This window comes from Arenimonas daejeonensis (genome assembly GCF_007993735.1).
GTDB classification, from domain to species: domain Bacteria; phylum Pseudomonadota; class Gammaproteobacteria; order Xanthomonadales; family Xanthomonadaceae; genus Arenimonas; species Arenimonas daejeonensis.
In genome coordinates this window covers 1,056,544-1,083,063 of the sequence record NZ_CP042453.1, presented here as the reverse complement: position 1 = coordinate 1,083,063, position 26,520 = coordinate 1,056,544, and the positions used below count along the sequence as shown (strand labels likewise).

Annotated in this window: 18 protein-coding genes, 2 tRNA genes, 3 rRNA genes and 7 pseudogenes; 9 read left to right on the top strand and 21 right to left on the bottom strand. The window is 66.1% G+C overall.

Annotated features, from left to right (window positions below; all coding sequences use genetic code 11):
• Positions 1-30 precede the first annotated feature (30 nt).
• The 6 genes and pseudogenes from rodA to FRZ33_RS05105 all read right to left on the bottom strand — a co-directional run bounded on the left by rodA (position 31) and on the right by FRZ33_RS05105 (position 5,520).
• On the bottom strand, positions 31-1,137 hold the full coding sequence (gene rodA, locus FRZ33_RS05125; RefSeq protein WP_146908093.1) for a rod shape-determining protein RodA: 1,107 nt from the start codon (positions 1,135-1,137) through the stop codon (positions 31-33).
• On the bottom strand, positions 1,134-2,315 hold the full coding sequence (mrdA, locus tag FRZ33_RS16040) for a penicillin-binding protein 2 (protein ID WP_227978142.1): 1,182 nt from the start codon (positions 2,313-2,315) through the stop codon (positions 1,134-1,136). Before mrdA ends, rodA begins: the two co-directional genes overlap by 4 nt.
• Positions 2,316-2,361: 46 nt before the next feature.
• Positions 2,362-2,898: pseudogene (locus tag FRZ33_RS16035) on the bottom strand (penicillin-binding protein 2); the annotation flags it as partial.
• A 106-nt stretch (positions 2,899-3,004) separates the two neighbouring features.
• On the bottom strand, positions 3,005-3,493 hold the full coding sequence (mreD, locus tag FRZ33_RS05115; protein ID WP_146908091.1) for a rod shape-determining protein MreD: 489 nt from the start codon (positions 3,491-3,493) through the stop codon (positions 3,005-3,007).
• Entirely contained in the window at positions 3,490-4,473 is a 984-nt protein-coding gene (mreC, locus tag FRZ33_RS05110; RefSeq protein WP_146908090.1) for a rod shape-determining protein MreC, read from the bottom strand. The genes mreD and mreC overlap by 4 nt, the downstream gene beginning before the upstream one ends.
• Before the next feature lie 10 nt (positions 4,474-4,483).
• Positions 4,484-5,520 (bottom strand): annotated as a pseudogene (locus tag FRZ33_RS05105) (rod shape-determining protein).
• Positions 5,521-5,685: 165 nt separating this feature from the next.
• On the opposite strand from FRZ33_RS05105, the gene FRZ33_RS05100 reads away from it, so the two are divergent.
• Positions 5,686-6,624, top strand: coding sequence for a carbohydrate kinase family protein (locus FRZ33_RS05100; protein WP_146908088.1), 939 nt, complete (start codon positions 5,686-5,688; stop codon positions 6,622-6,624).
• Positions 6,625-6,806: 182 nt separating this feature from the next.
• On the opposite strand, the pseudogene FRZ33_RS05095 reads toward FRZ33_RS05100, so the two are convergent.
• The 10 genes and pseudogenes from FRZ33_RS05095 to FRZ33_RS05045 form a co-directional block, all read right to left on the bottom strand.
• Positions 6,807-7,136: pseudogene (locus tag FRZ33_RS05095) on the bottom strand (IS3 family transposase); the annotation flags it as partial.
• 68 nt (positions 7,137-7,204) lie between these two features.
• Positions 7,205-7,621: an ATP-binding protein gene (locus tag FRZ33_RS17940; protein WP_146908828.1), complete on the bottom strand. Its 417-nt coding sequence runs from the start codon at positions 7,619-7,621 to the stop codon at positions 7,205-7,207.
• Between the two features lie 41 nt (positions 7,622-7,662).
• Positions 7,663-7,977, bottom strand: a pseudogene (locus tag FRZ33_RS17935) (ATP-binding protein); the annotation flags it as partial.
• The gene (istA, locus tag FRZ33_RS05080; RefSeq protein WP_146908084.1) at positions 7,974-9,224 is read right to left on the bottom strand and encodes an IS21 family transposase; all 1,251 of its coding nucleotides are present in this window, start codon (positions 9,222-9,224) and stop codon (positions 7,974-7,976) included. The pseudogene FRZ33_RS17935 and the gene istA, both read right to left, overlap by 4 nt.
• A gap of 103 nt (positions 9,225-9,327) precedes the next feature.
• Positions 9,328-10,166 (bottom strand): annotated as a pseudogene (locus FRZ33_RS05075) (IS3 family transposase); the annotation flags it as partial.
• Between the two features lie 203 nt (positions 10,167-10,369).
• Positions 10,370-10,484: ribosomal RNA gene (rrf, locus tag FRZ33_RS05065) — 5S ribosomal RNA — on the bottom strand.
• A gap of 139 nt (positions 10,485-10,623) precedes the next feature.
• Positions 10,624-13,500, bottom strand: a 23S ribosomal RNA gene (locus FRZ33_RS05060).
• Between the two features lie 237 nt (positions 13,501-13,737).
• Positions 13,738-13,813: transfer RNA gene (locus FRZ33_RS05055), tRNA-Ala, on the bottom strand.
• Positions 13,814-13,824: 11 nt separating this feature from the next.
• Positions 13,825-13,901: transfer RNA gene (locus tag FRZ33_RS05050), tRNA-Ile, on the bottom strand.
• A 71-nt stretch (positions 13,902-13,972) separates the two neighbouring features.
• Positions 13,973-15,513: ribosomal RNA gene (locus FRZ33_RS05045) — 16S ribosomal RNA — on the bottom strand.
• Together the 16S, 23S and 5S rRNA genes with 2 tRNA genes alongside form the textbook arrangement of a ribosomal RNA operon.
• A 434-nt stretch (positions 15,514-15,947) precedes the next feature.
• Here FRZ33_RS05045 and FRZ33_RS05040 point away from each other — a divergent pair.
• Both FRZ33_RS05040 and FRZ33_RS05035 read left to right on the top strand, forming a co-directional pair.
• Entirely contained in the window at positions 15,948-16,385 is a 438-nt protein-coding gene (locus tag FRZ33_RS05040) for a DUF192 domain-containing protein (protein ID WP_425480618.1), read from the top strand.
• Between the two features lie 60 nt (positions 16,386-16,445).
• The gene (locus FRZ33_RS05035) at positions 16,446-17,258 is read left to right on the top strand and encodes a SirB1 family protein (protein WP_146908076.1); all 813 of its coding nucleotides are present in this window, start codon (positions 16,446-16,448) and stop codon (positions 17,256-17,258) included.
• A 6-nt stretch (positions 17,259-17,264) separates the two neighbouring features.
• Here the strand turns inward: FRZ33_RS05035 and FRZ33_RS05030 are convergent, their stop codons facing one another.
• Positions 17,265-17,459, bottom strand: a complete 195-nt coding sequence (locus FRZ33_RS05030; RefSeq protein WP_146908074.1) for a rubredoxin — start codon at positions 17,457-17,459, stop codon at positions 17,265-17,267.
• A gap of 57 nt (positions 17,460-17,516) precedes the next feature.
• On the opposite strand from FRZ33_RS05030, the pseudogene thiE reads away from it, so the two are divergent.
• From thiE to FRZ33_RS05010, 4 genes and pseudogenes are all read left to right on the top strand, one after another.
• Positions 17,517-18,138 (top strand): annotated as a pseudogene (gene thiE, locus FRZ33_RS05025) (thiamine phosphate synthase); the annotation flags it as partial.
• Between the two features lie 28 nt (positions 18,139-18,166).
• Positions 18,167-19,456 (top strand): glutamate-1-semialdehyde 2,1-aminomutase, encoded by a 1,290-nt coding sequence (gene hemL, locus FRZ33_RS05020; RefSeq protein WP_146908072.1) that lies wholly within the window; start codon positions 18,167-18,169, stop codon positions 19,454-19,456.
• Positions 19,456-20,073 (top strand): HAD family hydrolase, encoded by a 618-nt coding sequence (locus FRZ33_RS05015; RefSeq protein ID WP_146908070.1) that lies wholly within the window; start codon positions 19,456-19,458, stop codon positions 20,071-20,073. Before hemL ends, FRZ33_RS05015 begins: the two co-directional genes overlap by 1 nt.
• Complete coding sequence (locus FRZ33_RS05010; protein WP_146908068.1) at positions 20,070-21,197, top strand: trans-sulfuration enzyme family protein; 1,128 nt, start codon at positions 20,070-20,072, stop codon at positions 21,195-21,197. The genes FRZ33_RS05015 and FRZ33_RS05010 overlap by 4 nt, the downstream gene beginning before the upstream one ends.
• A gap of 6 nt (positions 21,198-21,203) precedes the next feature.
• Here the strand turns inward: FRZ33_RS05010 and FRZ33_RS05005 are convergent.
• Positions 21,204-21,622, bottom strand: a pseudogene (locus tag FRZ33_RS05005) (VOC family protein).
• Positions 21,619-22,467: an SDR family oxidoreductase gene (locus FRZ33_RS05000; RefSeq protein ID WP_146908066.1), complete on the bottom strand. Its 849-nt coding sequence runs from the start codon at positions 22,465-22,467 to the stop codon at positions 21,619-21,621. The pseudogene FRZ33_RS05005 and the gene FRZ33_RS05000 overlap by 4 nt, the downstream one beginning before the upstream one ends.
• A gap of 67 nt (positions 22,468-22,534) precedes the next feature.
• On the opposite strand from FRZ33_RS05000, the gene FRZ33_RS04995 reads away from it, so the two are divergent.
• On the top strand, positions 22,535-22,879 hold the full coding sequence (locus FRZ33_RS04995) for an SNARE-associated domain-containing protein (RefSeq protein ID WP_146908064.1): 345 nt from the start codon (positions 22,535-22,537) through the stop codon (positions 22,877-22,879).
• A complete protein-coding gene (locus tag FRZ33_RS04990) occupies positions 22,765-24,552 on the top strand; it encodes a bifunctional DedA family/phosphatase PAP2 family protein (RefSeq protein ID WP_227978282.1) in 1,788 nt (595 codons plus the stop codon). The genes FRZ33_RS04995 and FRZ33_RS04990 overlap by 115 nt, the downstream gene beginning before the upstream one ends.
• Here the strand turns inward: FRZ33_RS04990 and FRZ33_RS04985 are convergent, their stop codons facing one another.
• Positions 24,553-25,143 (bottom strand): LON peptidase substrate-binding domain-containing protein, encoded by a 591-nt coding sequence (locus FRZ33_RS04985; RefSeq protein WP_146908060.1) that lies wholly within the window; start codon positions 25,141-25,143, stop codon positions 24,553-24,555.
• A gap of 7 nt (positions 25,144-25,150) precedes the next feature.
• Positions 25,151-26,464: a UDP-N-acetylmuramate:L-alanyl-gamma-D-glutamyl-meso-diaminopimelate ligase gene (gene mpl / locus FRZ33_RS04980; RefSeq protein WP_425480617.1), complete on the bottom strand. Its 1,314-nt coding sequence runs from the start codon at positions 26,462-26,464 to the stop codon at positions 25,151-25,153.
• Between the last annotated feature and the right edge of the window lie 56 nt (positions 26,465-26,520).

Genomic DNA, 26,520 nt, shown 5'->3' with positions numbered 1-26,520 from the left:
TTAACACGCGTTGCCGCGGCCCGGCCCGGCTCAGGCGTGGGTTTTCCGGTGCGCCTGGGCCGACATCACCATGCCGAAGCCGGCCAGCAGGGACACCGCAGAGGTGCCGCCGTAACTCAGCAGCGGCATCGGCACGCCGACCACCGGCAGCAAGCCGGCGACCATGCCGCCGTTCACCAGCACATAGACCGAGAAAGTCATGGCCAGTGCACCGGCCAGCAGGCGCGAATAGCCATCGCGGGCCTCCGAGGCGATCCACAGGCAGCGGCCGACGATGAACAGGTACAGGGCCAGCACCACCACCACGCCAATCCAGCCCCATTCCTCGCTGAGCACCGAGAAGATGAAGTCGGTGGTGTGTTCGGGCAGGAAGTCCAGGTGCGCCTGGCTGCCCTGCCCCCAGCCCTTGCCGGAAAAACCGCCCGAACCGATCGCGATCTTGGACTGGATGATGTTCCAGCCCGTGCCCAGCGGGTCCGACTCCGGATCCATGAAGGTCAGGATGCGGTCGCGCTGGTAGGGCATCAGGAAATGCCAGCCCACCGGCAGCGCCGCCAGCCCCAGCCCGGCGAACAGGCCGATGCGCCACCAGGCGATGCCCGCCAGGAAGATCGCGAACACACCCGAGGCCGCCACCAGCATGCCGGTGCCCAGGTCGGGCTGCAGGATGATCATGGCCACCGGCAGGCCGATGATGCCGGCCGCCACCGCCAGCGTGCGCCAGCGTGGCGGCAATGGCACCGAGTGCAGGTACCAGGCCAGCATCATCGGCACCGACAGTTTCAGCAGTTCGCCGGGCTGCAGGTAGAACACGCCCAGGTCCAGCCACAGGTTGGCGCTGCGGCCGGAACCGAACACGAACACCAGGGCCAGCAGCGCCAGGCTGCCGAGATAGGCCAGCGGCGTCCACAGGCGCAGTTTTCCCGGCGGCAGGCGCGAGATCAGAACCATCGCTCCCAGGCCGACGCCGAAACGCACTGCCTGCGACAGCACCAGCCGCGAGTTCTCGCCCGAGGCGCTGGCCAGCACCACCAGGCTGACCAGCATCACGCAAAGCAGGGCCAGCAGCAGCGGCAGGTCCACCTTGTCGAACAGGCGCGCCGCCAGGTCACGCAACCAGCGCAGAAAGGCGATCATCGGCTGGTGTCCTCCGGCGGCGGCAGCAGCCAGGCATCGAGGATGCGCCGCGCCACCGGAGCGGCCGCGCCGGAGCCCGAGCCACCGTGTTCGACCAGCACCGCGACCGCGATGGTCGGGTTGTCCGCAGGTGCGTAGGCGATGAACCACGCCTGGTGCCGCAGGTGGAAGGGCAGCTGCTTCGGGTCCATGCGCTCCAGGCCCTTGCGGCTGGTGCGCTGTGCGGTGCCCGACTTGCCGGCGATCAGGTAGGACGCGCCCACGGCCGATGCCCGGCCGGAGCCGGTGGGGCTGTGCATCACCGCCACCAGACCGTCACGCACCGCCGCAAGGTGGCCATCGTCCTGCACGACACGCACGCCGGGCGGCTGCGGCTCCTGCACCTTGGGCTGGTTGAAGCCGGCCTGGCTGGCGCTGACCAGGTGCGGGCGATGACGTACGCCGCCGCTGGCCAGCATCGCCGTGGCCTGCGCCATCTGCAGCGGCGTCGTGACCCAATAACCCTGGCCGATGCCGACGTTGACGGTGTCGCCCGGGAACCATTCCTGGTTGAAGCGGCGCCGCTTCCAGACGCGCGAGGGGCGTACGCCTTCGATCTCGCCGACCAGGTCGATGCCCGTGCGCTCGCCGAAACCCAACCGGCCGAAGTAGCTGTCGATGCGATCGACGCCCAGCTCCACCGCCAGCTTGAAGTAGTAGGTGTTGACCGACTGCGCCAGCGATTCGCGCAGGTCCACGTAACCATGGCCGCCCGGCCGCCAGTCGCGATAACCGCGCGGCTGCCCGGGCAGGAAAAATTCGCCCGTGGAAAGCACGGTTTCTTCGGGCGTGATCAGGCCCAGCTCCAGGCCCGCCAGCGCCATGAACGGCTTGATGGTCGAACCCGGCGGAAACCCGCCCAGCACGTTGCGGTTGAACAGCGGCCGCGCCGGCGCCTGCAGCGCCTGCCAGTCCTTGTGGCTGATGCCGTTGATGAACAGGTTCGGGTCGTAACCCGGCAGGCTGACCATGGCCAGGACCTCGCCGGTGGCCGGGTCCAACGCCACCGCGGCGCCGTCCTGGCCTTCGAAGGCGTCCACCATCGCCTGCTGCAGGCGCATGTCCACGCTCAGCCACAGGTCGGCGCCGGGTTTGGCGTCGTGGCGGCGCACCACGCCCAGGGGCGCGGCCCTCGACATTGGTCTCGACTTCCTCGTAGCCGATCTCACCACGCAGGCGGGTTTCGTAATAACGCTCGAGGCCGGCCTTGCCGATGTGGGTCAGCGCGGCGTTGCGGCTGTCGCCCATCGCCTCGAGGTCTTCCACGTCCACGCGCCCGACGTAGCCGATGATGTGCGAGAACAATTCGCCGTAGGGATAGCGGCGCGTGAGGTAGGGCACCACTTCGACGCCCGGGAACCGGTGCCGGTTCACCGCCAGCCGGGCCAGTTCGCCCTCGTCCAGGCGCAGCTTGAGCGGGATCGGGCGGAAGGCGCGGGTGGCGCGCCGCGCGGAACGGAACCGTTCGAGGTCCTCGTCGTCCAGCCGCACCAGCTTGCCCAGGCCTTCGAGCGTGGCCTCCAGCTCGCCGACCTGTTCGGGCACGACTTCGAGGCGATAGGCCGGCACGTTGTCGGCCAGCAGGCGGCCATTGCGATCGTAGATCAGGCCACGCGCGGGCACGATCGGCCGTGGCTTGATGCGGTTTGCTTCCGAACGCGTCTGGTACTCCTCGTGCTGCAGTATCTGCAGCTGGAAGTAGCCCGCCGCCAGGCCGAGCATGGCCATGGCAATGCCGAGGAAGCCCAGCACCGCGCGGCGTCGGAACTGCTCGGCCTCGGCGTGCAGGTTCTTCAGCTTCTGCCGGCGCTGCGGTTTCATGCCGGCATCAGGGGCTGCGTTCGCGCAGGCGCAGACGCAGTTCGTCGAGCAGCAGGAACAGCCAGGGCCATAGCGCGAACCCCAGTACCGGCGACAGCCAGGTGGCCCAGGGCGCTGCGCCGTCACCCGCGGCCAGGCGGATGGCCAGCGCAATCAGACGGTCGTTGAGCAGCAGCGCGAATACCGCCAGCGCCTGCTGCCACAGCGGAAAGAAGCGCAGCCGGGCGCGGAAACGCTGCACCAGGAAGGCCAGCACCACCAGCCGCATGGCCTGTTCGCCGAACAGCGTGCCCGACACCAGGTCGGCCAGCAGGCCGGCCACGAAGGCCGTGCCCAGGCCGACATGGTCGGGCGCTTCGAGCAGCCAGTAACACAGCAGCATGGCCAGCAGGTAGGGCCGCGCCAGGTCGAAACCGGTGGGCAGCGGCAGCACCAGCACCAGCAGGCCGGTGAACAGGCTGCCGTAGATCACCCAGCCGGAAGGCGATCGGGTCATGGCCGGCGGGTCCCGGACGGGGCGGGGCCGGCATCATCGCCGGCCGGAGTGACAGCGGTTTCCGGCGGCGTTTCGGCGGCGGTTTCCGGTGGAGCTTCGGGGGCGGCAGGCGGCGGCACCGGCGGCCCGACATCGACCTCGTCCAGCGTGTTGCTGACCAGCAGCACCTCCAGGCCCCGGTCCAGGCGTGCCGCGGGCCGGGCCTCGGCGACCACGAACAGGCGCGTGTCGTCGGGATGCAGGCGCTCGACGGTGCCGACCGGAAACCCGGCGGGGAAACGCCCGCCGATGCCGGAGGTGACCAGGCGGTCGCCGACGCGGATGTCGGCGCTTTGCGGGATGTTGGGCAGGCGCAGCTGGTCGGTGCGGCCGGTGCCGAAGGCGATCGTGCGCAGTCCCGAACGCGCCACCTGCACCGGGATCGCATGTTCGGGATCGGTGAGCAGCAGCGCGGTGGCGCGGCGCGGCGTGACTTCGATCACCTGGCCCAGCACGCCGCCGGCGTCGATCATCGCCTGCCCCACTTCCACGCCGTCGCTGCTGCCGGCTTCCAGCAGGATGCGTTGCCGCGACGGGTCGAGGTCGATGTCGGTGATGCCGACGAGCTTGGCGGAAAGCCGGTAGCCGCGGGTGCCGCCCAGCAGTTCGCGCAGGCGCTGGTTTTCTTCCGCCACCGCCGCCAGCCGGTGCAGGCGGCTGGCGTTGACCTGCAGTTCCTGGCGCAGCGTTTCATTTTCACGCAGCAGCTGGCTGTGGGTCGTGACCAGGTCGCTCGCGCTCTCGGCCAGGCGGCCCGGTGCGGCGGCCAGCCACCACACCGGTTCGGCCAGCACGGAAAGTTTCTGCCGCGCCTGCGTGCCGAAGCCGCCGCGCTGGTCGGCGACCATGAGCATCGTCGCGAGCGCGAGGTAGGCCAGCAGCGGCAACGTGCCACCGGCACTGTCGCTCAGGCGTGCGGCAGGGGAGCCGGGGTAGGCCAAGGCGGCGGGATCACTCCGCCGAGAAGAACTCGTTGCCGTGCATGTCGATCAACTCCAGCGCACGGCCGCCGCCACGGGCGACGCAGGTGAGCGGGTCGTCGGCGACGTGCACGTGCAGGCCGGTTTCCTCGGAGATCAGCTTGTCCAGGTCGCGCAGCAGCGCGCCGCCGCCGGTGAGCACGATGCCGCGCTCGGCGACGTCGGCGCACAGTTCCGGCGGGGTCTGTTCCAGCGCCTGCTTGACCGCGCTGACGATGCCGCTGAGCGGTTCGTGCAGGGCTTCGAGCACTTCGTTGGAGTTGATCACGATCATGCGCGGCACGCCTTCGGCCAGGTTGCGGCCGGAGACTTCCATTTCCTTGACCTGGGTCTGCGGGAACGCGCAGCCGATCTCGAGCTTGATGCGCTCGGCCGTGGTCTCGCCGATCAGGGTGCCGTGGTTGCGGCGCACGTAGTTGATGATGGCGTCGTCGAAGCGGTCGCCGCCGATGCGCACCGACTGCGAGTAGACGATGCCGTTGAGCGAGATCACCGCGACTTCCGAGGTGCCGCCGCCGATGTCGATCACCATCGAACCGCGCGCCTCGTCCACCGGGATGCCGGCACCGATCGCGGCGGCCATCGGCTCCTCGATCAGGTAGACCTCGCGCGCGCCGGCCTCTTCCGCCGACTCCTTGATGGCGCGACGCTCGACCTGGGTCGAACCGCAGGGCACGCAGATCAGCACCCGCGGGCTGGGCCGCAGGAAGCGCGACGTGTGCACCTTCTTGATGAACTGCTTGAGCATCTCTTCGGTATGGGTGAAGTCGGCGATGACGCCGTCCTTCATCGGGCGATGCGTGGTGATGTTGCCGGGGTGCGGCCGAGCATGCGCTTGGCCTCGCCGCCGACGGCGGCGACTTCGCGGCCGCCCTGGCTGTGGCGCACGGCCACGACCGAGGGTTCGTTGAGCACGATGCCCTGGCCACGGACGAAGATGAGGGTGTTGGCGGTACCGAGGTCGATCGACAGGTCGTTCGAGAACAGGCCGCGGAGCTTCTTGAACATCAGGGGAAGCCTGTAGGAATGGGGGTTTCGGGGATTGTCTAGGGTAACAACCACCCCCGGTCCGGGCAAGGAAAACCCGCTGTTTTCCGTGCCTTGCCGGCACCGCCGCGGTACCATGGCCGCCTTTGCCGGCCCGGCCGGGCCCCTTGCCACGAGACCCCGAAGATGCCTTCTGCCCTGATCTGCGGTTCCCTGGCCTACGACACCATCATGGTGTTCCAGGACCAGTTCAAGAACCACATCCTGCCGGACAAGGTCCACATCCTGAACGTGTCCTTCCTGGTGCCGCGGATGCGCCGGGAATTCGGCGGCTGCGCGGGCAACATCGCCTACAACCTGAAGCTGCTGGGCGGCGACCCGGTGCCCATGGCCACCGTGGGCCAGGACTTCGCCCCCTACCGGGAGCACTTCGAGTCCTGCGAGATCCGCCTGGACCACGTGAAGGAGATCCAGGACCTGTACACGGCCCAGGCCTTCATCACCACCGACCTGGACGACAACCAGATCACGGCCTTCCACCCCGGCGCCATGATGCGTTCCTACGAGAACCACGTGCGCGACGTGAAGGACGTCGGTTTCGGCATCGTCGGCCCCGACGGTTACGAGGCGATGCTGCAGAACTCGACGGAGTTCGCCGAACTCGGCATCCCCTTCATCTTCGACCCCGGCCAGGCCATGCCGCTGTTCAACGGCAAGGAGCTGACCACGATGATCGAGCAGGCGACCTATGTCACGGTCAACGACTACGAGTCGAGCCTGCTGCAGGACAAGACCGGCCTGAGCGAAAAGCAGATCGCCGAGCGCGTGGACGCCTACATCGTCACCCGCGGCCCGACCGGATCGGAAGTGCACGCCAAGGGCGGCATGCTGCACATCCCCGCCGCCAATGCGATGCGCGTGGTCGACCCGACCGGCTGCGGCGACGCCTACCGCGCCGGCCTGATCTTCGGCCTGATGAACGGGATGGACATGGCCACCACCGGCCGTATCGCCTCGCTGATGGGCGCACTGAAGATCGAACACCTGGGTCCTCAGAACCAGCGTTTCGACTACGGCGAATTCGCCGAGCAGTTCCGCCAGCAGTTCGGCTACGCGCTGCGCTGATCCGGAAAAGAAAACGCCCCGCCGGCTTGCTGCCGGCGGGGCGTTTTTTATGGCTCAGAAGTCCTGCGAGAACCTGATGCCGTAGGTGCGCGGCGGCGCCACCACGGTGTAGGCCTGGTCGCCGCAGACCGCTTCGGCGCACTGGGTGAAGCGCGACAGCTCGGCCCGCTCGTCGAAGGGTTCTACCCCGTTTCCACGGACGGTTTGATTAAGGCCTGAAACTCCCGGTCACGCCGGGCAACTCTACGACGCATTCTCGGGTTGTGGAACCGCTCGAGGTAGCCGAAGACATCGGCCCGGGCCTCATCGCGGGTGCGGTAGCTGGTGTGGTGAATCCACTCGCGCTTGATGATCCCGAAGAAACCCTCGCAGGCCGCGTTGTCGCCGCAGTGGCCGACCGCGCTCATGCTGCAGACCAGGGCGTGGCCTCCGAGGAACTTCTGGTAAGTGTCGCTGATGAATTGCCCGCCGCGGTCGGAATGCAGGATCACCTCGTCGCCGCCTTCGCGCTGTCAAACGACACCCAGTTTCACGCATTAAGGCGACACCCAGATTTACGCACCTCGGGCCGGGGTGAAGGTCAGTTGCGGGGTGTTCCGAGGGTGGCTTCAAGGTCTCTGAGTCGGTAGCTCCTTCCCTTGATGTTGAGGACGTGGGCCTTGTGCAGCAGGCGGTCGAGGATGGCGGCGGCCAGGGCTTCGTCGCCGGCCAGCAGTTCGGTCCAATCGCGCACGGACTTGTTGGTGGTGATCAGGATCGCGCCGCGGCCGTAGCGGTAGGTGACCAGGCGGAAGAACAGGCTGGCCTCGTCGCGGGTCATCGGCTCGAAGCCCAGTTCGTCGATGACCAGCAGGGCGGTGGACAGGTACTTGCGCCGGCGCAGCCGGGCCGGCGGCAGGTGGGCGTCGGCCTTGAGCTGGAGCTTGAGCTCGTCGAAGCGGTAGAACTGGGCGGAGAACCCGTGTTCGACCGCCTTGATGCCCAGGCCGACGGCCAAGTGGGTCTTGCCGACGCCGGGCGGGCCTGGATCAGCACCGTCTCGGCGGCGCGGATGAAGGCGCAGGTGGCCAGGGTATCGATGCGCGAGCGCTCGATCGCCGGCTGGAACGCGAAGTCGAAGTCGGCCAGGGTCTGGCCGCTGGGCAGGCTCGAGAGGCGCAGCGCGGTGCGCACGCGGCGGCCTTCGCGGGCCTGGTGTTCGGCATCGAGCAGCGCGTCGAGGACCGCGTGCGGCGCCTGGCCCTCCTTGACCGCCTCGCTGAGCACGGGTTCGAGCTGGTCGGCGGCGTGGGCCAGGCCCAGTCCGAGCAGGCGTTCGCGGGTGCGGTCGAGGTCGAGCTTGCGCCGGCTCATCGGGCCACCTCCGCCAGGGCGGCGTAGAGGTCCAGGGGCCGGTGCTGGACCGGCATCGCGGCCAGTTCCTGCAGCCTTCGCCCCATCCGTCCCAGCGGCGTCGGGGCCTGCACGGTCGCGGTACTGGGGCCCTCGTAGTGCGCGGGATCGAGCAGCACGCGGCAATCGGTGTGGCGCGGATGCTGGGCGATGATCTGCTGGTCGGCCAGCACCTGTACGCAGCCGGCGGCGCCGCGCACTTCGACGGGGCGATCCAGATACGCGAACGGCACCGAGTACTGGCGGCCTTCGAAGGCGACCAGCCCGTCGCGGCCGACGCGGCGGGTGGCGACGTGGTCGAACGGGGCCGGCAGGATCGGCAACGGGGCCAGGGCCGGGCGTTCGGCCTGCCAGGCGTCGAACACGCTGCTGCCGGTGGCCGGACAGCGGCGACGGCGGGCGCTGTCGCGCAGGGCGTCGTCGGTGGCCGCCTGCAGCTGGTCGACGCTGTCCCAGGCTTGGCGGGCCAGGTCGACGCCGCGATGCGTGCGCACCGCGCGTTCCACCTTGCCCTTGTGTTCGGGGCTGTAGGGCGCGCAGGCATCGACGTGGAAGCGCACGGTGGTGGCATAGCGGCGGTAGCTGTCGTTGAGCTGGCCCCAGGCGCCGGCACCCCGGACCACGGCGGTCTTGGTGTTGTCCACCCGCAGTACCGCCGGGATGCCGCCGACGCGCTCGAACGCGGCGTTGTGCGCGGCCAGCCAGCACAGACTGTCTTGGGCCGGCATCCAGACCACGGCGCCGAAGCGCGAGTGCGAGAGCACCGGGTGGAAGGCGTGCAGCGTCACCGCCTGGCCGGCGACGACCATGCGCGGGAACTGCGCCCAGTCGACCTGCGCCTGCGCACCGGGCGGCGTCTCCACCCGGCGGCGGGCCCGCCGGGGCGGCGGCGGGTAGCGGTCGGCGACGAAGCGCTGCACCGAGCGCAGGCTGCCGGTGTAGCCGTGCTCCGCGGCCAGCCACGCGTGCAGCGCGGCGAGGTTGCTGCGGTCGTGGTGCGCCATCCAGTGCGCGATCGCGTCGGCGGCGACCAGCGCGTGGCGCGGCTGGTGGGCACGCCCGTCCAGGGCGCCGGCCGCCTGCCGGGCCAGGTGGTAGCGGACGGTGCCTTCGCTGAGGTCGAGCTGGCGGGCGATGGCCCGCCGGGGCAGCCCCTTGGCTGCCAGGGTCTTGATCGTCATGCGGATCTCCAGATCGGTGGTCGCCACGCCCGCTCCCGTCCAGGACGAAAGCCAACGAGGCTACGGGGTCGACCCGGAGGTGCGTAAATCTGGGTGTCGCCTTAGCGGCAGATTAGGTGTCGCCTTACACGCGCTGCCAAACGGCCATCTGCACGGCGCGCACGACCATGTGCCGGTCCTGGCGATGATGCATCGACCAGCCCATGACGAGCTTGTTGTAAAGGTCGAGTACGACGCATAAGTGCAGCTTGCCTTCCTGGGTGACGATCTCGGTGATGTCAGTGACCCACTTGGTCTCCGGCTCCAGCGCGGTGAAATCCCTTTCCAGCAAGTTCCTGACGCCGGCCGGCCGAGTGCCCGGCGGGCGCTTGGGCGCGCCCCGCTTCTTGCGGCGTGGCCAGCCCTGCAGGCCGGCCTTCGCCATGATCCGGGCCACCCGGTTCAGGCTGACCTTTTCGCCTTCGTCGGTCAGATCCTCATGCATGCGCGGCGCGCCCAGGATGCCCCGGCTGTCCTCGTGGATCTCCTTCATGCGCTCGAGCAGCCGTGCATTGGCCTGCGCCCGCGGGCCAGGCTTGCGCCCGGCCCACGCGTAGAACCCGCTGGTCGAAACATCCAGGCAGCAGCGGCACATCATCCCCACCGGGTATTCGCTGCGGCAACGCTCGATCACCGTGTACCGCTCGGTGACTGCTTCGCGAAGAACGTTGCCGCGTCTCTTAAAAAATCCCGCTCCTTCGTCACCCGACCCAGCTCGCGCTTGAGGCGGGCGAGCTCTTCATCGCGGGGCGTGCCACCCCCAGGAAAGGCCTTGGTTCCGCCGGCGTCGGCTTCCCGCACCCAGCGGGTCAGCAAGGCCGGGTTGACCCCGACCTCCAGGGCGATCTGGCGGCAGCTGGACTTCGACCGGCGGACCAGTTCAACCAGCTCGTGCTTGTACTCCGGGCTGTAACGCTTGCGCTTGGACATGGACACTCCTTTTCCCCAGTATGGGGCTTAGTGGAAGTGTCCGCAGAATCGGGGTAGAACCCTCGTTTGATATCACGACGTTAAGAAAATGTACACGCGGGGTGAACGTAATGTGGCGTACAGGCACAGGCTGCCTGTCGGCGGCTGGCACCGGCGCAAAGAAAAACGCCGCCCTTTGGGGGCGGCGTTTTAGGATAAAAAAACCCTGGCGATGACCTACTCTTGCATGGCTTAGGCCACACTACCATTGGCGCAGCTGCGTTTCACTTCCGAGTTCGGGATGGGATCGGGTGGTTCCACAGCGCTATGGTCGCCAAGGAGAGGGTGGAGGGTCGCAGTGGCTGCGTCGTATAGACGGAGTTATGCGCTCACGCTCTCAAAGGGGGACGTAGCGAACATTGTTTGGCGATACTTTCATCGACAACGTGTTGTCGAGGGTAAGGCGTCTTGAGGTTATATGATCAAGCCGCACGGATCATTAGTATCAGTTAGCTCAACGCATTGCTGCGCTTACACACCTGACCTATCAACCACCTAGTCTTGATGGTTCCTTTAGGGGACTTGTGTCCCGGGAGATCTCATCTTGAGGCACGCTTCCCGCTTAGATGCTTTCAGCGGTTATCGTTTCCGACCATAGCTACCCGGCAATGCCATTGGCATGACAACCGGAACACCAGGGTCGTCCACTCCGGTCCTCTCGTACTAGGAGCAGCCCCTCTCAAATCTCCAACGCCCACGACAGATAGGGACCGAACTGTCTCACGACGTTCTGAACCCAGCTCGCGTACCACTTTAAATGGCGAACAGCCATACCCTTGGGACCGACTACAGCCCCAGGATGTGATGAGCCGACATCGAGGTGCCAAACACCGCCGTCGATATGAACTCTTGGGCGGTATCAGCCTGTTATCCCCGGAGTACCTTTTATCCGTTGAGCGATGGCCCTTCCATACAGAACCACCGGATCACTAAGACCTACTTTCGTACCTGCTTGATCCGTCGATCTTGCAGTCAAGCACGCTTATGCCTTTGCACACAGTGCGCGATGTCCGACCGCGCTGAGCGTACCTTCGTGCTCCTCCGTTACTCTTTGGGAGGAGACCGCCCCAGTCAAACTACCCACCATACATGGTCCCCGGCCCGGATAACGGGCCCAGGTTAGAACGTCAAGCACATCAGGGTGGTATTTCAAGGATGGCTCCATGCGATCTAGCGACCACACTTCATAGCCTCCCACCTATCCTACACAGACGAACTCAACGTTCAATGTAAAGCTATAGTAAAGGTTCACGGGGTCTTTCCGTCTTGCCGCGGGAACGCTGCATCTTCACAGCGATTTCAATTTCACTGAGTCTTGGGTGGAGACAGCGCCGCTGTCGTTACGCCATTCGTGCAGGTCGGAACTTACCCGACAAGGAATTTCGCTACCTTAGGACCGTTATAGTTACGGCCGCCGTTTACCGGGGCTTCGATCAAGAGCTTCGCCTTGCGGCTGACCCCATCAATTAACCTTCCGGCACCGGGCAGGCGTCACACCCTATACGTCCACTTTCGTGTTTGCAGAGTGCTGTGTTTTTGATAAACAGTCGCAGCGGCCTGGTTTCTGCGGCCCTCACGAGCTCAGCCATGCATATGGCCACCCGTGAAGGCGCACCTTCTCCCGAAGTTACGGTGCCATGTTGCCTAGTTCCTTCACCCAAGTTCTCTCAAGCGCCTGAGAATTCTCATCCTGCCCACCTGTGTCGGTTTACGGTACGGTCTGCGTGACCTGAAGCTTAGAGGCTTTTCCTGGAAGCGTGGTATCAGTGACTTCGTCCGATAGGACTCGTCTCGGTGCTCGGCATAAAGAAGCGCGGATTTGCCTACGCTTCATGCCTACCTCCTTTCCCCGGGACAACCAACGCCCGGTACACCTAACCTTCTCCGTCCCCCATCGCAGTCACGCGAGGTGCTGGAATATTAACCAGCTTCCCATCGACTACACCTTTCGGTCTCGCCTTAGGGGCCGACTCACCCTGCACCGATTAACGTTGTGCAAGGAAACCTTGGGCTTTCGGCGTGCGGGCTTTTCACCCGCATTATCGTTACTTATGTCAGCATTCGCACTTCCGATACCTCCAGCCGACTTCTCAATCGACCTTCAACGGCTTACGGAACGCTCCTCTACCGCGCACACCAAAGGTGTGCACCCTAAGCTTCGGTATACCGCTTAGCCCCGTTAAATCTTCCGCGCAGGCCGACTCGACCAGTGAGCTATTACGCTTTCTTTAAAGGATGGCTGCTTCTAAGCCAACCTCCTGGCTGTCTGTGCCTTCCCACATCGTTTTCCACTGAGCGGTAATTTGGGGACCTTAGCTGTAGGTCTGGGTTGTTTCCCTTTTCACGACGGACGTTAGCACCCGCCGTGTGTCTCCCGTGTAGTACGTCTTGGTATTCGGAGTTTGCCATGGTTTGGTAAGTCACAATGACCCCCTAGCCATAACAGTGCTCTACCCCCAAGAGTATTCGCACGAGGCGCTACCTAAATAGCTTTCGAGGAGAACCAGCTATCTCCGGGTTCGATTAGCTTTTCACTCCTAGCCACACCTCATCCCCTACTTTTGCAACAGGAGTGGGTTCGGGCCTCCAGTCGGTGTTACCCGACCTTCACCCTGGGCATGGCTAGATCACCCGGTTTCGGGTCTATTGCCTGCAACTATGCGCCCTATTCAGACTCGGTTTCCCTTCGCCTCCCTATACGGTTAAGCTTGCTACAGACAATAAGTCGCTGACCCATTATACAAAAGGTACGCAGTCACCGAACAAGTCGGCTCCCACTGCTTGTACGCACACGGTTTCAGGTTCTATTTCACTCCCCTCTCCGGGGTTCTTTTCGCCTTTCCCTCACGGTACTGGTTCGCTATCGGTCGGTCAGGAGTATTTAGCCTTGGAGGATGGTCCCCCCATATTCAGACAGGGTTTCACGTGCCCCGCCTTACTCATCATCATCTACTAGGCCCTTTCACATACAGGGCTATCACCTTCTATGGCCGGCCTTTCCAAGCCGTTTTGCTAGAACCTAATAGACTTCAGGGCTGGTCCCCGTTCGCTCGTCACTACTGGGGAATCTCGGTTGATTTCTTTTCCTCCGGTTAATGAGATATTTCAGTTCACCGGGTTCGCTTCGTACGGCTATGTATTCACCGCACGATACTGCCGAAGCAGTGGGTTTCCCCATTCGGACATTTCCGGATCAAAGTCTGTTGCCGACTCCCCGGAACTTTTCGCAGGCTGCCACGTCCTTCATCGCCTCTGACCGCCAAGGCATCCACCGTGTGCGCTTATTCGCTTGACCATATAACCCCAAGTCGCCTCGGAGCCATCGTTTCGCAAATAGTTACAACGATTAAACTCAATAAGGAATCCCTAGCAAGGATTCCCGCCTTAGCCTCTACGACACGTCTTGATGACAGTTTCGTCTCAAACGCTCGCTACGTCCCATGTTTTCAAAGATCACGAAACCGGCCTCTGTGCCGGTTCGATAAACTTGTGTGTGCGCTGTCATTCCACATGACGACTAAGCCGGAAAGCCTGGTGGAGCCAGTCGGGATCGAACCGACGACCCCCTGCTTGCAAAGCAGGTGCTCTCCCAGCTGAGCTATGGCCCCGTGACAAGAAGTGGTGGGTCTAGGAGGACTCGAACCTCCGACCTCACCCTTATCAGGGGTGCGCTCTAACCACCTGAGCTACAGACCCAGGTCGGATCACGTTGTGGAATGCAGGAAACTTGTGCGGACGCCTGACAAGAGCGAACTCGTCGTTGCTCAAAAGGAGGTGATCCAGCCGCACCTTCCGATACGGCTACCTTGTTACGACTTCACCCCAGTCATGAATCACACCGTGGCAAGCGTCCTCCTTGCGGTTAGACTACCTGCTTCTGGTGCAACCCACTCCCATGGTGTGACGGGCGGTGTGTACAAGGCCCGGGAACGTATTCACCGCGGCAATGCTGATCCGCGATTACTAGCGATTCCGACTTCACGGAGTCGAGTTGCAGACTCCGATCCGGACTAGGATGGGGTTTCTGGGATTGGCTCCGCCTCGCGGCCTCGCGACCCTCTGTCCCCACCATTGTAGTACGTGTGTAGCCCTGGCCGTAAGGGCCATGATGACTTGACGTCATCCCCACCTTCCTCCGGTTTGTCACCGGCAGTCTCCTTAGAGTTCCCGACATTACTCGCTGGCAACTAAGGACAAGGGTTGCGCTCGTTGCGGGACTTAACCCAACATCTCACGACACGAGCTGACGACAGCCATGCAGCACCTGTCTCACGGTTCCCGAAGGCACTCCTCTATCTCTAAAGGATTCCGTGGATGTCAAGGCCAGGTAAGGTTCTGCGCGTTGCATCGAATTAAACCACATACTCCACCGCTTGTGCGGGCCCCCGTCAATTCCTTTGAGTTTCAGTCTTGCGACCGTACTCCCCAGGCGGCGGACTTAACGCGTTAGCTTCGACACTGAGCTCCTAATTGAGCCCAACGTCCAGTCCGCATCGTTTAGGGCGTGGACTACCAGGGTATCTAATCCTGTTTGCTCCCCACGCTTTCGTGCCTCAGTGTCAGTGCTGGTCCAGGTGGCCGCCTTCGCCACAGATGTTCCTCCCGATCTCTACGCATTTCACTGCTACACCGGGAATTCCACCACCCTCTACCGCACTCTAGTCCGCCAGTATCCACCGCCATTCCCATAGGTTGAGCCCGGGGCTTTCACGGCAGACTTAACGAACCACCTACGCACGCTTTACGCCCAGTAATTCCGAGTAACGCTTGCACCCTTCGTATTACCGCGGCTGCTGGCACGAAGTTAGCCGGTGCTTATTCTTTCGGTACCGTCATCCTCCCGACGTATTAGGTCGGAAGATTTCTTCCCGAACAAAAGTGCTTTACAACCCGAAGGCCTTCTTCACACACGCGGCATGGCTGGATCAGGCTTGCGCCCATTGTCCAATATTCCCCACTGCTGCCTCCCGTAGGAGTCTGGACCGTGTCTCAGTTCCAGTGTGGCTGATCATCCTCTCAGACCAGCTACCGATCGTCGCCTTGGTGAGCCTTTACCTCACCAACTAGCTAATCGGACATCGGCTCATCCAATCGCGCAAGGCCTTGCGGTCCCCTGCTTTCACCCTCAGGTCGTATGCGGTATTAGCGTAAGTTTCCCTACGTTATCCCCCACGACTGGGTAGATTCCGATGTATTCCTCACCCGTCCGCCGCTCGCCGCCAGGGTTGCCCCCGCGCTGCCGCTCGACTTGCATGTGTTAGGCCTGCCGCCAGCGTTCACTCTGAGCCAGGATCAAACTCTTCAGTTGAAGTTTTTAGCTTCGACTTACAGATGTCCGACCGTGGCTTTACGTCGCTTGCATAGCAATACAACTTAAAGCTTGTTGGCTAGACGTCTGCAAGAAATGGACTCGTCCATCCCTCGCCAGGCGCCCGCACAAATTTCCTGCGCACACTGTCAAAGATCAATGGGTTGGCACACTCTGCTCAACCCGGCCCAGAGGACGTTTCGTCCAAGGGAGCCGCACATTATAGGGCAATTTAGGAGCACGTCAACACCCCAAAACCGTCCTTTTTCTTCACCCGCCAGCCGCCAAACCAAGCCCGGCCGGTGAAGGGCCGCGAAGAATAGCGGCAAGTCCGCAGATTGGGAAGGGGCACGTGCGCTTGACAGTGGCAACGACCATCACCGAACGTCACGACACCACCCTTGGAGCCGCCCATGCGCCGAAGTTTTCCGCCCATGCTCGCCCTCCTGCTGCTGGCGCCACTGGCCGGCTGCGCCAGCGAAGGCCCCTGGGTCGAACTGAAGGGCCAGCGCTACGTGGTCGAAGTGGCCGACGACCATGCCGAACGCGCGCGCGGACTGATGTTCCGCGACCGGCTGGAGCCGGGCGCCGGCATGCTGTTCGTGCACGACATCGAGCAGCCGCTGGCCTACTGGATGAAGAACACCCGCATCCCGCTAGACATCTTCTACTTCGATGAAGACCGCAAGCTGGTGTCGGTCAGTCGCGGCGTGCCGCCGTGCTCGCTCGGCGACCGCTGCCCGAACTATCCAAGTCGTGCGCCCGCGTTATACGTACTGGAGCTCGACGCCGGCACCGCCGCGCGGATCGATGCGCGCGCCGGCGACACACTGACGCTGGGCCCGGGCATCCCCGAACGCGGAGCACCTTGATACCGTCACCGAAGGGGACCACATTGCCGTGATGAGCACCCACCCCTGCCCGACTGGAACATGCTGGCCACGCTCGGCGACGACGAGCTGCCGCTGCTCGACACCGCCCTGCTGATCGCCCGCGACGAATATCCCGACCTCGACGCCGCCGGCTACGCCGCGCAGGTCGAGACCTACGCCGAAACGCTGCGGCCCCAGCTCGACCGCGACATCGACCTGCCGGCGCGGCTGACCGCGATCAACCGCTACCTGTTCGAGGAAGTAGGCTTCGCCGGCAACAACGTCCAGTACGACGATCCGCGCAACAGCTACCTCAACCAGGTCGTGGACCGGAAGCTGGGCATCCCCATTTCGCTCGCCGTGATCCAGATCGAAGTCACGCGCCGGCTGGGCATGCCGCTGGACGGCGTGTCCTTCCCGGGCCACTTTCTGGTGCGGCTGCCGGTGGACGACGGCATCCTGGTGCTCGACCCCTACAACAAGGGCCGCCCTGTCAGCGCCGAGGAGCTGCGCGAACGCGCGTCACCGCACCTGGGCGGGCAGACGCCCGACGACCAGCAGCTGCTGCAGATCCTGGCGCCGGCGACGCACCGCATGATCCTGATGCGCATGCTGCGCAACCTGAAGGGCCTGTACCTGGAACAGGGCGACTGGGAGCGCGTGGCGCGCAGCGCCGACCGCCTGCTCAAACTGTCCCCCGACACCGCCGAAGCGCTGCGCGACCGTGGCCTGGCCTATCGCGAGCTCGGTTACACCAAGGGCGCGCGCGAGGATCTGGCGCGCTACCTGCAGCTGCTGCCGGAGGCCGACGACCTGGAATCGATCCGGTCCAGCCTGATCGACCTCAGCGGCGCGTCCACGCGGGTGAACTAGGCCGGCTCAGCCGACCGGCATCATCTCGAAGTCGTCCTTGGTGACGCCGCAGTCCGGGCAGACCCAGCTGTCCGGGATGTCTTCCCAGCGCGTCCCCGGGTCGATGCCTTCTTCGGGCAGTCCGTCCGCCTCGTTGTAGATGAAGCCGCAGACCACGCACATCCAGGTGCGGTAGGCGGCGGCGGTCGTGCTCGTGCTCATTTCGGTCTCGGGGGTCGGGGACGGCTATCATTCTCGCATCTTGCCGGCCCTACCGAAATGAAGCCCCCGTTCACCTGGCCGCGCCGCGGCCTGTACCTGATCACGCCGGACGAACCGGACACCGCGTCCCTGCTGGCCCGCGTGGCCGGCCCCTGGGCGCGGGCGTCGCGCTGCTGCAGTACCGGAACAAGGGTGCCGATGCCGCCTTGCGACGCACTCAGGCCACCGCGCTGTTGCCGCTGTGCCGGGCCGCCGGAGTACCGCTGGTGATCAACGACGACTGGAGGCTGGCCGTGGAACTTGGGGCCGAGGGCGCCCATCTGGGCGAAGACGACGGCCAACTGGCCGAGGCCCGCGCAGCACTGGGTCCTCATGGTCTGCTCGGTGCATCCTGCTACAACACACTGGCCCTGGCCGAAAGCGCCGCCATGGCCGGTGCCAGCTATGTCGCCTTCGGCGCATTCTTTGTTTCGGGCACCAAGCCGCTGGCCCGACGCGCGGACCCCGCCCTGCTGCGGGCCAGCGCCGGCCTGGGCCTGCCGCGGGTGGCGATCGGCGGCATCACCCCGGACAATGGCGCTTCCTGGTGGCGGCCGGTGCCGACCTGCTGGCCGTGATTGGCGGCGTGTTCGAGGTCGACGACCCGGTGTCTGCAATCCACGCCTATCAACGCTGTTTCGATCCCCTTCCCCGAGCATTCCATCCCGATGAACACCCGCACCAGCCACGAGCTTTTCACCCGCGCCCAGGCCCTGATGCCCGGCGGCGTCAATTCGCCGGTGCGCGCGTTCAAGTCGGTCGGCGGCGAACCCTTCTTCGCCCAGCGCGCCGAAGGCGCCTACCTGATCGACGTGGACGGCAACCGCTACGTTGACTACATCGGCAGCTGGGGCCCGATGATCGCCGGCCACGCGCACCCGAAGGTGCTCGACGCGGTGGCGCGCACGATGCGCGACGGCCTGAGCTTCGGCGTGCCCAATGCGCTCGAGGTGACCATGGCGGAGACCGTGAAGCGCCTGGTGCCGTCGATGGAAATGATGCGCATGGTGAACTCGGGCACCGAAGCCACGCTGTCGGCGATCCGGCTGGCGCGCGGCGCCACCGGCCGCAGCCGCATCGTCAAGTTCGAAGGCTGCTACCACGGCCACGGCGACAGCTTCCTGGTGAAAGCCGGCTCCGGCGCGCTGACCTTCGGCCTGCCGAACTCGCCGGGCGTGCCGAAAGCGCTCGCCGACCTGACGCTGACGATTCCGTACAACGATTTCGAAGCGGCCACGAAACTCTTCGACGAAGCGGGCAGCGACATCGCCGGCGTCATCGTCGAACCGATCGTCGGCAACGCCAACTGCATCCTGCCGCGCGACGGCTACCTGCGGCACCTGCGCGAGCTGTGCACGAAACACGGCTCACTGTTGATCTTCGACGAAGTGATGACCGGCTTCCGTGTCGCGCTGGGCGGCGCCCAGGCGCGCTACGGCATCACGCCCGACCTGAGCACCTTCGGCAAGATCATCGGCGGCGGCATGCCGGTGGGTGCCTACGGCGGCCGCGCCGAGTTGATGCGGCAGATCGCGCCCAGCGGCCCGATCTACCAGGCCGGCACGCTCAGCGGCAATCCGGTGGCGATGGCGGCGGGCCTGGCCACGCTCGAGCTGATCCAGGCGCCGGGTTTCCACGAGGCGCTGGAAGCGAACACGCACAAACTCTGCGACGGCCTGGAAGAGGCCGCGCGCGAGGCCGGTGTAGCCGTCACCACCACCCGCAGCTGCGCGATGTTCGGCCTGTATTTCACCGACCAGAAAGTCGAGACCTACGCCCAGGCGATCGCCAGTGACAGCGCCGCCTTCGGCCGCTTCTTCCATGCCATGCTCAAGCGTGGCGTGTATTTCGCACCCTCGGCCTTCGAGGCGGGTTTCCTGTCCAGCGCGCACGGCGACGCCGAGATCGGCCATACGATCGAAGCGGCGCGCGAGGCCTTCCGCGAGGTGCGCGGCTGATGCCGGCGCCGGCGCTCGTCCTGTTCGACCTGGACGGCGTGCTGGCGCACTACGACCACGCGCCGCGCCTGCGCACACTGGCCGAACGCAGCGGCGCCTCGTTCGAAGCCGTCGCCACCGAACTGTTCGACTCGGGCCTGGAACGCGCCGCCGACCTGGGCGACTACGACGCCGAAGGCCAGATGCAGGAACTGTCGCGCCGGCTCGGCGTGCCGGTGTCGGTGCAGGACGGCATCGCCGCGCGTGCGGCATCGATGGTGGCGGATCCCGACACGCTCGAGCTGGCGCTAGCCGTGCGTGCGGAAGTCGCGATCCTGACCAACAACGGCCTGCTGCTGCGCGACCACCTGCCGGAAATCTGCCCGCCGCTGTTCCCGCGTTTCACGGACCGGGTGTTCTGCTCGGCGCAGTTCCGGCTGGCCAAACCCGATCCCGAGATCTATCGCCGCTGCGTGGCCGACCTGGGCTTCACGCCGGAACAGACGCTGTTCATCGATGACAAGGCACAAAACGCCGACGGCGCGCGCAGCGCCGGCCTGATGACGTTCCATTTCCGCGACGCCGCCGGCCTGCGCGCCGAGCTGCTCGCCCTGGACCTGCTGGAGCCCGACGCATGACCCGTATTGAAACCCTGGCCGTGCACGCCGGCGCCGAACCCGACCGCGAAACCGGCGCGATCTCGCCGCCGATCCACCTGGCCACCACCTTCCAGCACGGCCCGGCCGGCGAACGGGTCGCGGGTTACGAATACCAACGCGAACACAATCCGACCCAGGCGCGCCTGGAAGAAACCCTCGCGGCACTGGAAGGCGGCGCCGCCGCGCTGGCCTTCGGCTCGGGCATGGCGGCCATGAACGGCCTGCTGGAATCGTTGCCGCCTGGCACCCACTTCCTCTACCCGCGCGACTGCTACACCGGCCTGCGCACGCTGGCGAACGAATTCCTGCCCGAACGCGGCATCACCGGCAGCGCCGTGGACATGGCCGACCTCGACGCGGTGCGCGCCGCGCTGCGTCCGGAGACGAAACTGATCTGGGCGGAAACGCCGTCCAACCCACTGCTGGAAATAGCCGACCTTTCCGCGCTGGCGACGATCGCCCACGGCCACGGCGCACTGCTGGCCTGCGACAACACCTTCGCCACGCCCATGCTGCAGCGCCCGTTGGCGCTTGGTGCGGACGTGGTGATGCATTCGACCACCAAGTACTTCGGCGGCCACAGCGATGTGATGGGTGGCGCGCTTGTGTTCGCGAAGGCGGACGACCTGCATGCGCGCGCCGCGCATCGCCGGCACGTTACCGGCGGCATCCTGGCGCCTTTCAGCGCCTGGCTGATCCTGCGCGGCTGCCGTTCGCTGCCGGCGCGCCTGGCCTGGCATTGCCGCAATGCCCGGGCGCTGGCCGAGCTGCTGGCCACGCATCCGGCGGTGGAAGCCGTGCATTACCCGGGCCTGCCCTCGCACCCCAACCACGCGGTCGCCGCCCGGCAGATGTCGGATTTCGGCGCCATGCTCAGCTTCCAGCTCAAGGGCGGTCGCGATGCCGCGCTGCGCGTCGCGGGCGCGTTTCAGCTGGCAATCAACGCCACCTCTCTCGGTGGCCCGGAAACGCTGGTGGAACATCGCGCCTCGGTCGAGGGCCGGCACCCGCACAGTGCGCAGAACCTGCTGCGCGTGTCGGTGGGGCTGGAACACATGGACGACCTGCGCGCGGATTTCCAGCAGGCGCTGGACCGCGCTTGACGCGGACTACCAGCTGCCGGTGTTCGGCATCGACAGCCACGGTTCCCGCGGCGGCAGCGCCTCGCCGTGCTGCAGAAGTTCGATCGAGATCGCATCGGGCGAACGCACGAAGGCCATGCGGCCGTCGCGCGGCGGGCGGTTGATCACCACGCCGTGCTGCTGCAGCCGTTCGCAGGTGGCGTAGATGTCGTCCACGGCGAAGGCCAGGTGGCCGAAGTTGCGGGCCGACCCGTAGTCCTCGTCGTCGTAGTTGAAGGTCAGCTCGACCTCGGCCTCGGGGTTGGCCGGCGCGGCCAGATAGACCAGGGTGAAACGGCCCTGCGGCACGTCCTTGCGGCGGGTTTCCACCAGGCCCAGCGCGTCGCGGAAAAACGCAGCGACGCCTCCAGGTCGCGCACGCGCACCATGGCATGCAGGTATCTCATGCGTGCAGCCCCTGCCCCAGTTCGGGATCGTCGAGGAAAAGATCGGCCAGCAGCGGCTGGGTCGTATCCACCGCGTAACGCGCGAAATCGGTGGCGCCCCGTTCGCGCAGCAATTCTTCATCGATGATGAAGCGGCCATTCAACTCGCGCGACGGTGTCGTCAGCACCGCATGCGCGGCATCGGCCAGGATTTCCGGCGTGCGGCAGCCGCCCACGCTCACGTCCGGGATCATCTTCAGCGCATCGGTGGCGATCACCGTGCGCGGCCACAACGCGTTCACCGCCACGCCCTGCGGACCGAACTCGGCGGCCAGGCCCAGGGTGACGAAACTCATGCCCATCTTCGCCAGCGTGTAGCCGGTGTGCGGGCCCCACCACTTCGGGTCCAGGTTGGGTGGCGGCGCCAGGGTCAGGATGTGCGGATTGGCGGACCTGAGCAGGTGCGGCAGGCAGGCCTGGGCGCAGAGGAAGCTGCCGCGGCTGTTGACCTGCATCATCAGGTCGAAACGCTTCATCGGTGTGTCCAGCGCACCGCGCAGCCAGATCGCGCTGGCGTTGTTGACCAGGATGTCGATGCCGCCGAAACGCTCGACCGTGGCCGCCACCGCGGCCTGCACCTGGTCTTCCTCGCGGATGTCGCACTGCAGGGCCAGGCCCTGGCCGCCGGCGGCATCCACTTCGGCCGCGGCCGTGTGGATGGTGCCCGGCAGTTTGGGGTTGGGCACGCCGGACTTGGCGGCGATGGCCACGTTGGCGCCGTCCCGGGCCGCACGCAGCGCGATGGCCAGGCCGATGCCACGCGAGGCACCGGTGATGAACAGGGTCTTGCCGCGAAGGTCGGACATGGGCGCTCCTAGGTCTTTGGTCCAAGTGTAAACCGGTGGCCGCAGCGGCCGGCCTATAATCCCGGCCATGGATTCCGCCCGCCTGGACGCTCTCGTCACCTGGATCGGCCAACACCCGATCGCCGCGGGACTGGTCATCTTCCTGATTGCCTTCGGCGACGCGCTGGTGATCGTCGGCGTGGCGATCCCGGCGGTGCCGCTGCTGTTCGCGGTCGGCACGCTGGTGGGCCTGGGCCACGTGGATGGCCTTTATGCGCTGGTCTGCGCCACCCTGGGCGCCTTCCTGGGGGCGATGGCATCAGCTACTGGGTCGGCCACCGGTACGGGCCGCAGCTGCGTCAGCGTTGGCCCTTCTACAAACACCCGCAGTGGCTCGAACGTGGCGAAATCACCTTCCGCCGGCACGGCATGAAGTCCATCGTGATGGCGCGTTATGTCGGCGCCATCCGTCCGTTCGTGCCCGCCATCGCCGGCATGCTGAAGATGAAGCTGCGTCAGTACGTGCCGGCCAGTGCGCTGGCGGCGGCGCTGTGGTCGGTGACCTTCCTGGCGCCGGGCTGGCTGTTCGGCGCATCCATTGATCTCGTGGCCGCCGTGGCGGGGCGGCTGGCGGTGGTGCTGGTGGTGGTGCTGGGACTGATCGCGCTGATCTGGGCAACCGTGTTCTACAGCTGGCGCTGGCTGGGCGCGCACACCACCGGCATGATCGAACGCGCCCTGGCCTGGTCGCACCGGCATCCGGTGCTGGGCAAGTATTCCGAGGCGCTGATCGACCCGAACCGGCCGGAATCGGCCTCGCTGTTGCTGCTGGGCGTGGTGCTGCTGGCGGCGGGCTGGGGGTTTTTCACCATCCTGATCTCGGTCGGCGGCGGCAGCGCGCCCTCGCAGCTCGACCTGGCCGTTCACCAGGCCATGTTCGGTCTGCGCAATCCGCTGGCCGACACGGCCATGGCTTTCCTGGCCACGCTGGGCGATGCGGTGGTGCTGACACCCGCCGTGCTGGGCGTGTTCGCCTGGCTGTGGTGGCGGCGCCGGCACGTCGCCGCCTGGCACTGGCTGGCGGCGCCGGCCTTCGCCCTGGTGCTGACCTGGTTCCTGGGTTATCTGCTCGACATGCCGAAACCGCCGGCCTCTACCGCGGTGCTGGGTTTCAGCTTCCCCTCCGCGACGGTGACGATGGCGACCGTGGTCTACGGATTTTTCGCCGTGCTGATCGCGCGCGAGCTGCCCGGCCGGGGGCGCGCCTGGCCCTACGTCGTCGCCGCGCTGGCGGTCACGCTGCTCGGTTTTTCGCGGCTCTACCTCGGCGCGCACTGGCTCAGCGACGTGCTCGCGGGCACGCTGCTCGGCGTGCTGTGGATCGCCGCACTGGGCATCGCCTACCGCCGGCGCGTGGTGCGTTCGTTCTGGGTGCGGCCGACCGCCACCATCTTCTTCGCCATCATCCTGGGCATGGCCTGCTGGCACGGCAGCCGCAGCACCGGCGCCCTGCTCGAACGTTTCGATCCGCCGCTGGTGGCCACACAGCTCTCGGGCGACACCTGGTGGCGGCAGGACTGGCAACTGGGCCTGCCCGACCGTCGCAACGAACTGCACGGCCGCGACGCCTGGCCGCTGAACGTGCAGCTTGCGGGTCCACTGGACGGGCTGCGCGCACGCCTGCTGCTCTCGGGCTGGGAAAACTATCGCACCGGCGGCTGGCACGGCCTGCTGCAGACGCTGGACAAACGCGCCACGCCGGACGACCTGCCGGTGCTGCCGGCCACACACCTGGGCCGTGCGGAGGTGCTGGTGATGGTGCGCCCGGGCAGCGCACCCGGACGCATGAAGGTGCTGCGGCTCTGGGCGACGCCGGTACAGCTGCAGCCCGGTGACGAGCCGCTGTGGATCGGCACGGTGCAGGAACTGGAGTTCACGCGGCGCCTGGATTTCGTCAGCTACTGGCAGGCGCAGCCGGGCGAGGACGCGCTGCTGGACGACCTGCGCGCCGATGCCCTGGGCCTTGAGTCGGCGCTGGAGGCGCGTGACGACGACGGCCAGCGCGTGCTGCGGCTGCGCGTTCCCGCGCCCGCCACCACCGACTGATCAGTCGGGCTGGAAATCCGGCAGCCGGTCCACCAGCTGCTGCAGGCGCTCGTGCGGATCATCGAGCTGCAGCAGCCATTGCCGCTCCGACGGCGTCAGCGGCAGCCATTCCGCCAGACGCCAGCCTACGTAAGCCGCCTCCGCCAGCCGGCCCTTGCCAATGCCGTCGTGTTCGATGCCGGCCTTGTCCAGGATGCGCGCCAGCAGCACGCCCAGCAGCGCGTGTTCGTCCCGCATCGCCTGCAAGCCGGGTTCGGGCAGCCAGCTGACGTCGGCGACGATCAGGCCGTCGTCGCGCACGCGCGTGCGTTCGACATGGAAACGCCGTCTGCCCTCGACCGTGATGCCCAGCAGGCCGTCGTCGGCCATCGCGAAATCGACGATCGCCGCTTCGGTGCCGTGCGCTGCGGGAATGGCCGGCGCGCCGGCTTCCTGGCCCTCAAGGATCAGGCAGATGCCGAAACCTTCGCCGCTGCGGCCGCAGCGTTTTATCAGGTCGAGATAACGCGGCTCGAAGATGCGAAGGCCCAGGCTGCCGCCCGGGAACAGCACCGAGGACAGCGGGAACAGCGGCAGTTCGCCGGTGGCCACCGGGCCCTCAGTCGCCCAGTTCGGCCAGGAAGCGCCGCGGCGCACCCTCGAAGCCGCCGTTGGACATGAACACCACGTGGTCGCCGCGGCCAGAGCGCGCCTTCAGCGAAGCGATCAATGCCTCCACCGACGGCACCGCCTCGCCGTCGCCGCGCAGCGCGCCGACCACCTTGCCGGCATCCCAGGCCAGTTCCGGCCGGTGCAGGAACACCACCGCGTCGGCCTGCTCCAGCGACGGCGCGATCTGATCGGCGTGCGCGCCCAGCCGCATCGAATTGCTGCGCGGTTCCATCGCCACCAGGATGCGCGCGCCGCCGACGCGCGCGCGCAGGCCTTCGAGCGTCGTGCGGATCGCAGTCGGGTGGTGCGCGAAATCGTCGTACACGGTCACGCCGCGCGATTCGCCCAGACGCTCCAGCCGGCGCTTCACGCTGACGAAGTCCGCCAGCGCCGGAATCGCCTTCGCCAGGTCCGCACCAACCGCGTTCGCCGCGGCGATCGCCGCCAGCCCGTTCATCACGTTGTGCCGGCCCACCAGCGACCAGCGCACGGTGCCCACCGAAACGCCGCGATGCAGTACGTCGAACACACTGCCATCGGCGGCCAGCAGCTTCGCCGTCCAGTCGAAATCGCCGTCCAGGCCGAAGCGTTCCACCGGCGTCCAGCAGCCCATCGCCAGCACCTCGGCCAGCGCGGCCTCCTCGCCATTGACGATCAGCCGCCCGCGCCCGGGCACGATGCGCACCAGGTGGTGGAACTGGCGCTGGATCGCCGCCAGGTCCGGGAAGATGTCGGCGTGGTCGTATTCGAGGTTGTTGAGGATCGCCACCACCGGCCGGTAGTGCACGAACTTGCTGCGTTTGTCGAAGAAGGCGGTGTCGTATTCGTCGGCCTCGACCACGAACTCGCGGCCGCCGCCGATGCGCGCCGACACGCCGAAGTTCTCCGGCACGCCGCCGACCAGGAAACCCGGATCGCGCCCGGCGGCTTCCAGCAGGAAGGCCAGGATGGACGTGGTCGTGGTCTTGCCGTGCGTGCCGGCCACCGCCAGCGTCTCGCGGCCCGGCAGCACGTGTTCGCTCAGCCACTGCGCGCCCGAGGTGTAGGCCAGGCCGTGGTCGAGCACGTGTTCGACCGCGGCATTGCCGCGCGACAGCGCATTGCCGACCACGACCACATCGGTGTCGGCGGCGAGATGCGCGGGCGAATAGCCGGAATTCAGGCCGATGCCCAGCTGCTCGAGCTGGGTGGACATGGGCGGATAGACGTTCTGGTCGGAACCGTCGACCGCATGGCCGAGTTCGCGCGCCAGCGCGGCCACCCGCCCATGAAGGTGCCGCAGATGCCGAGGATGTGCAGTTTCATGGCGCTCAGGAT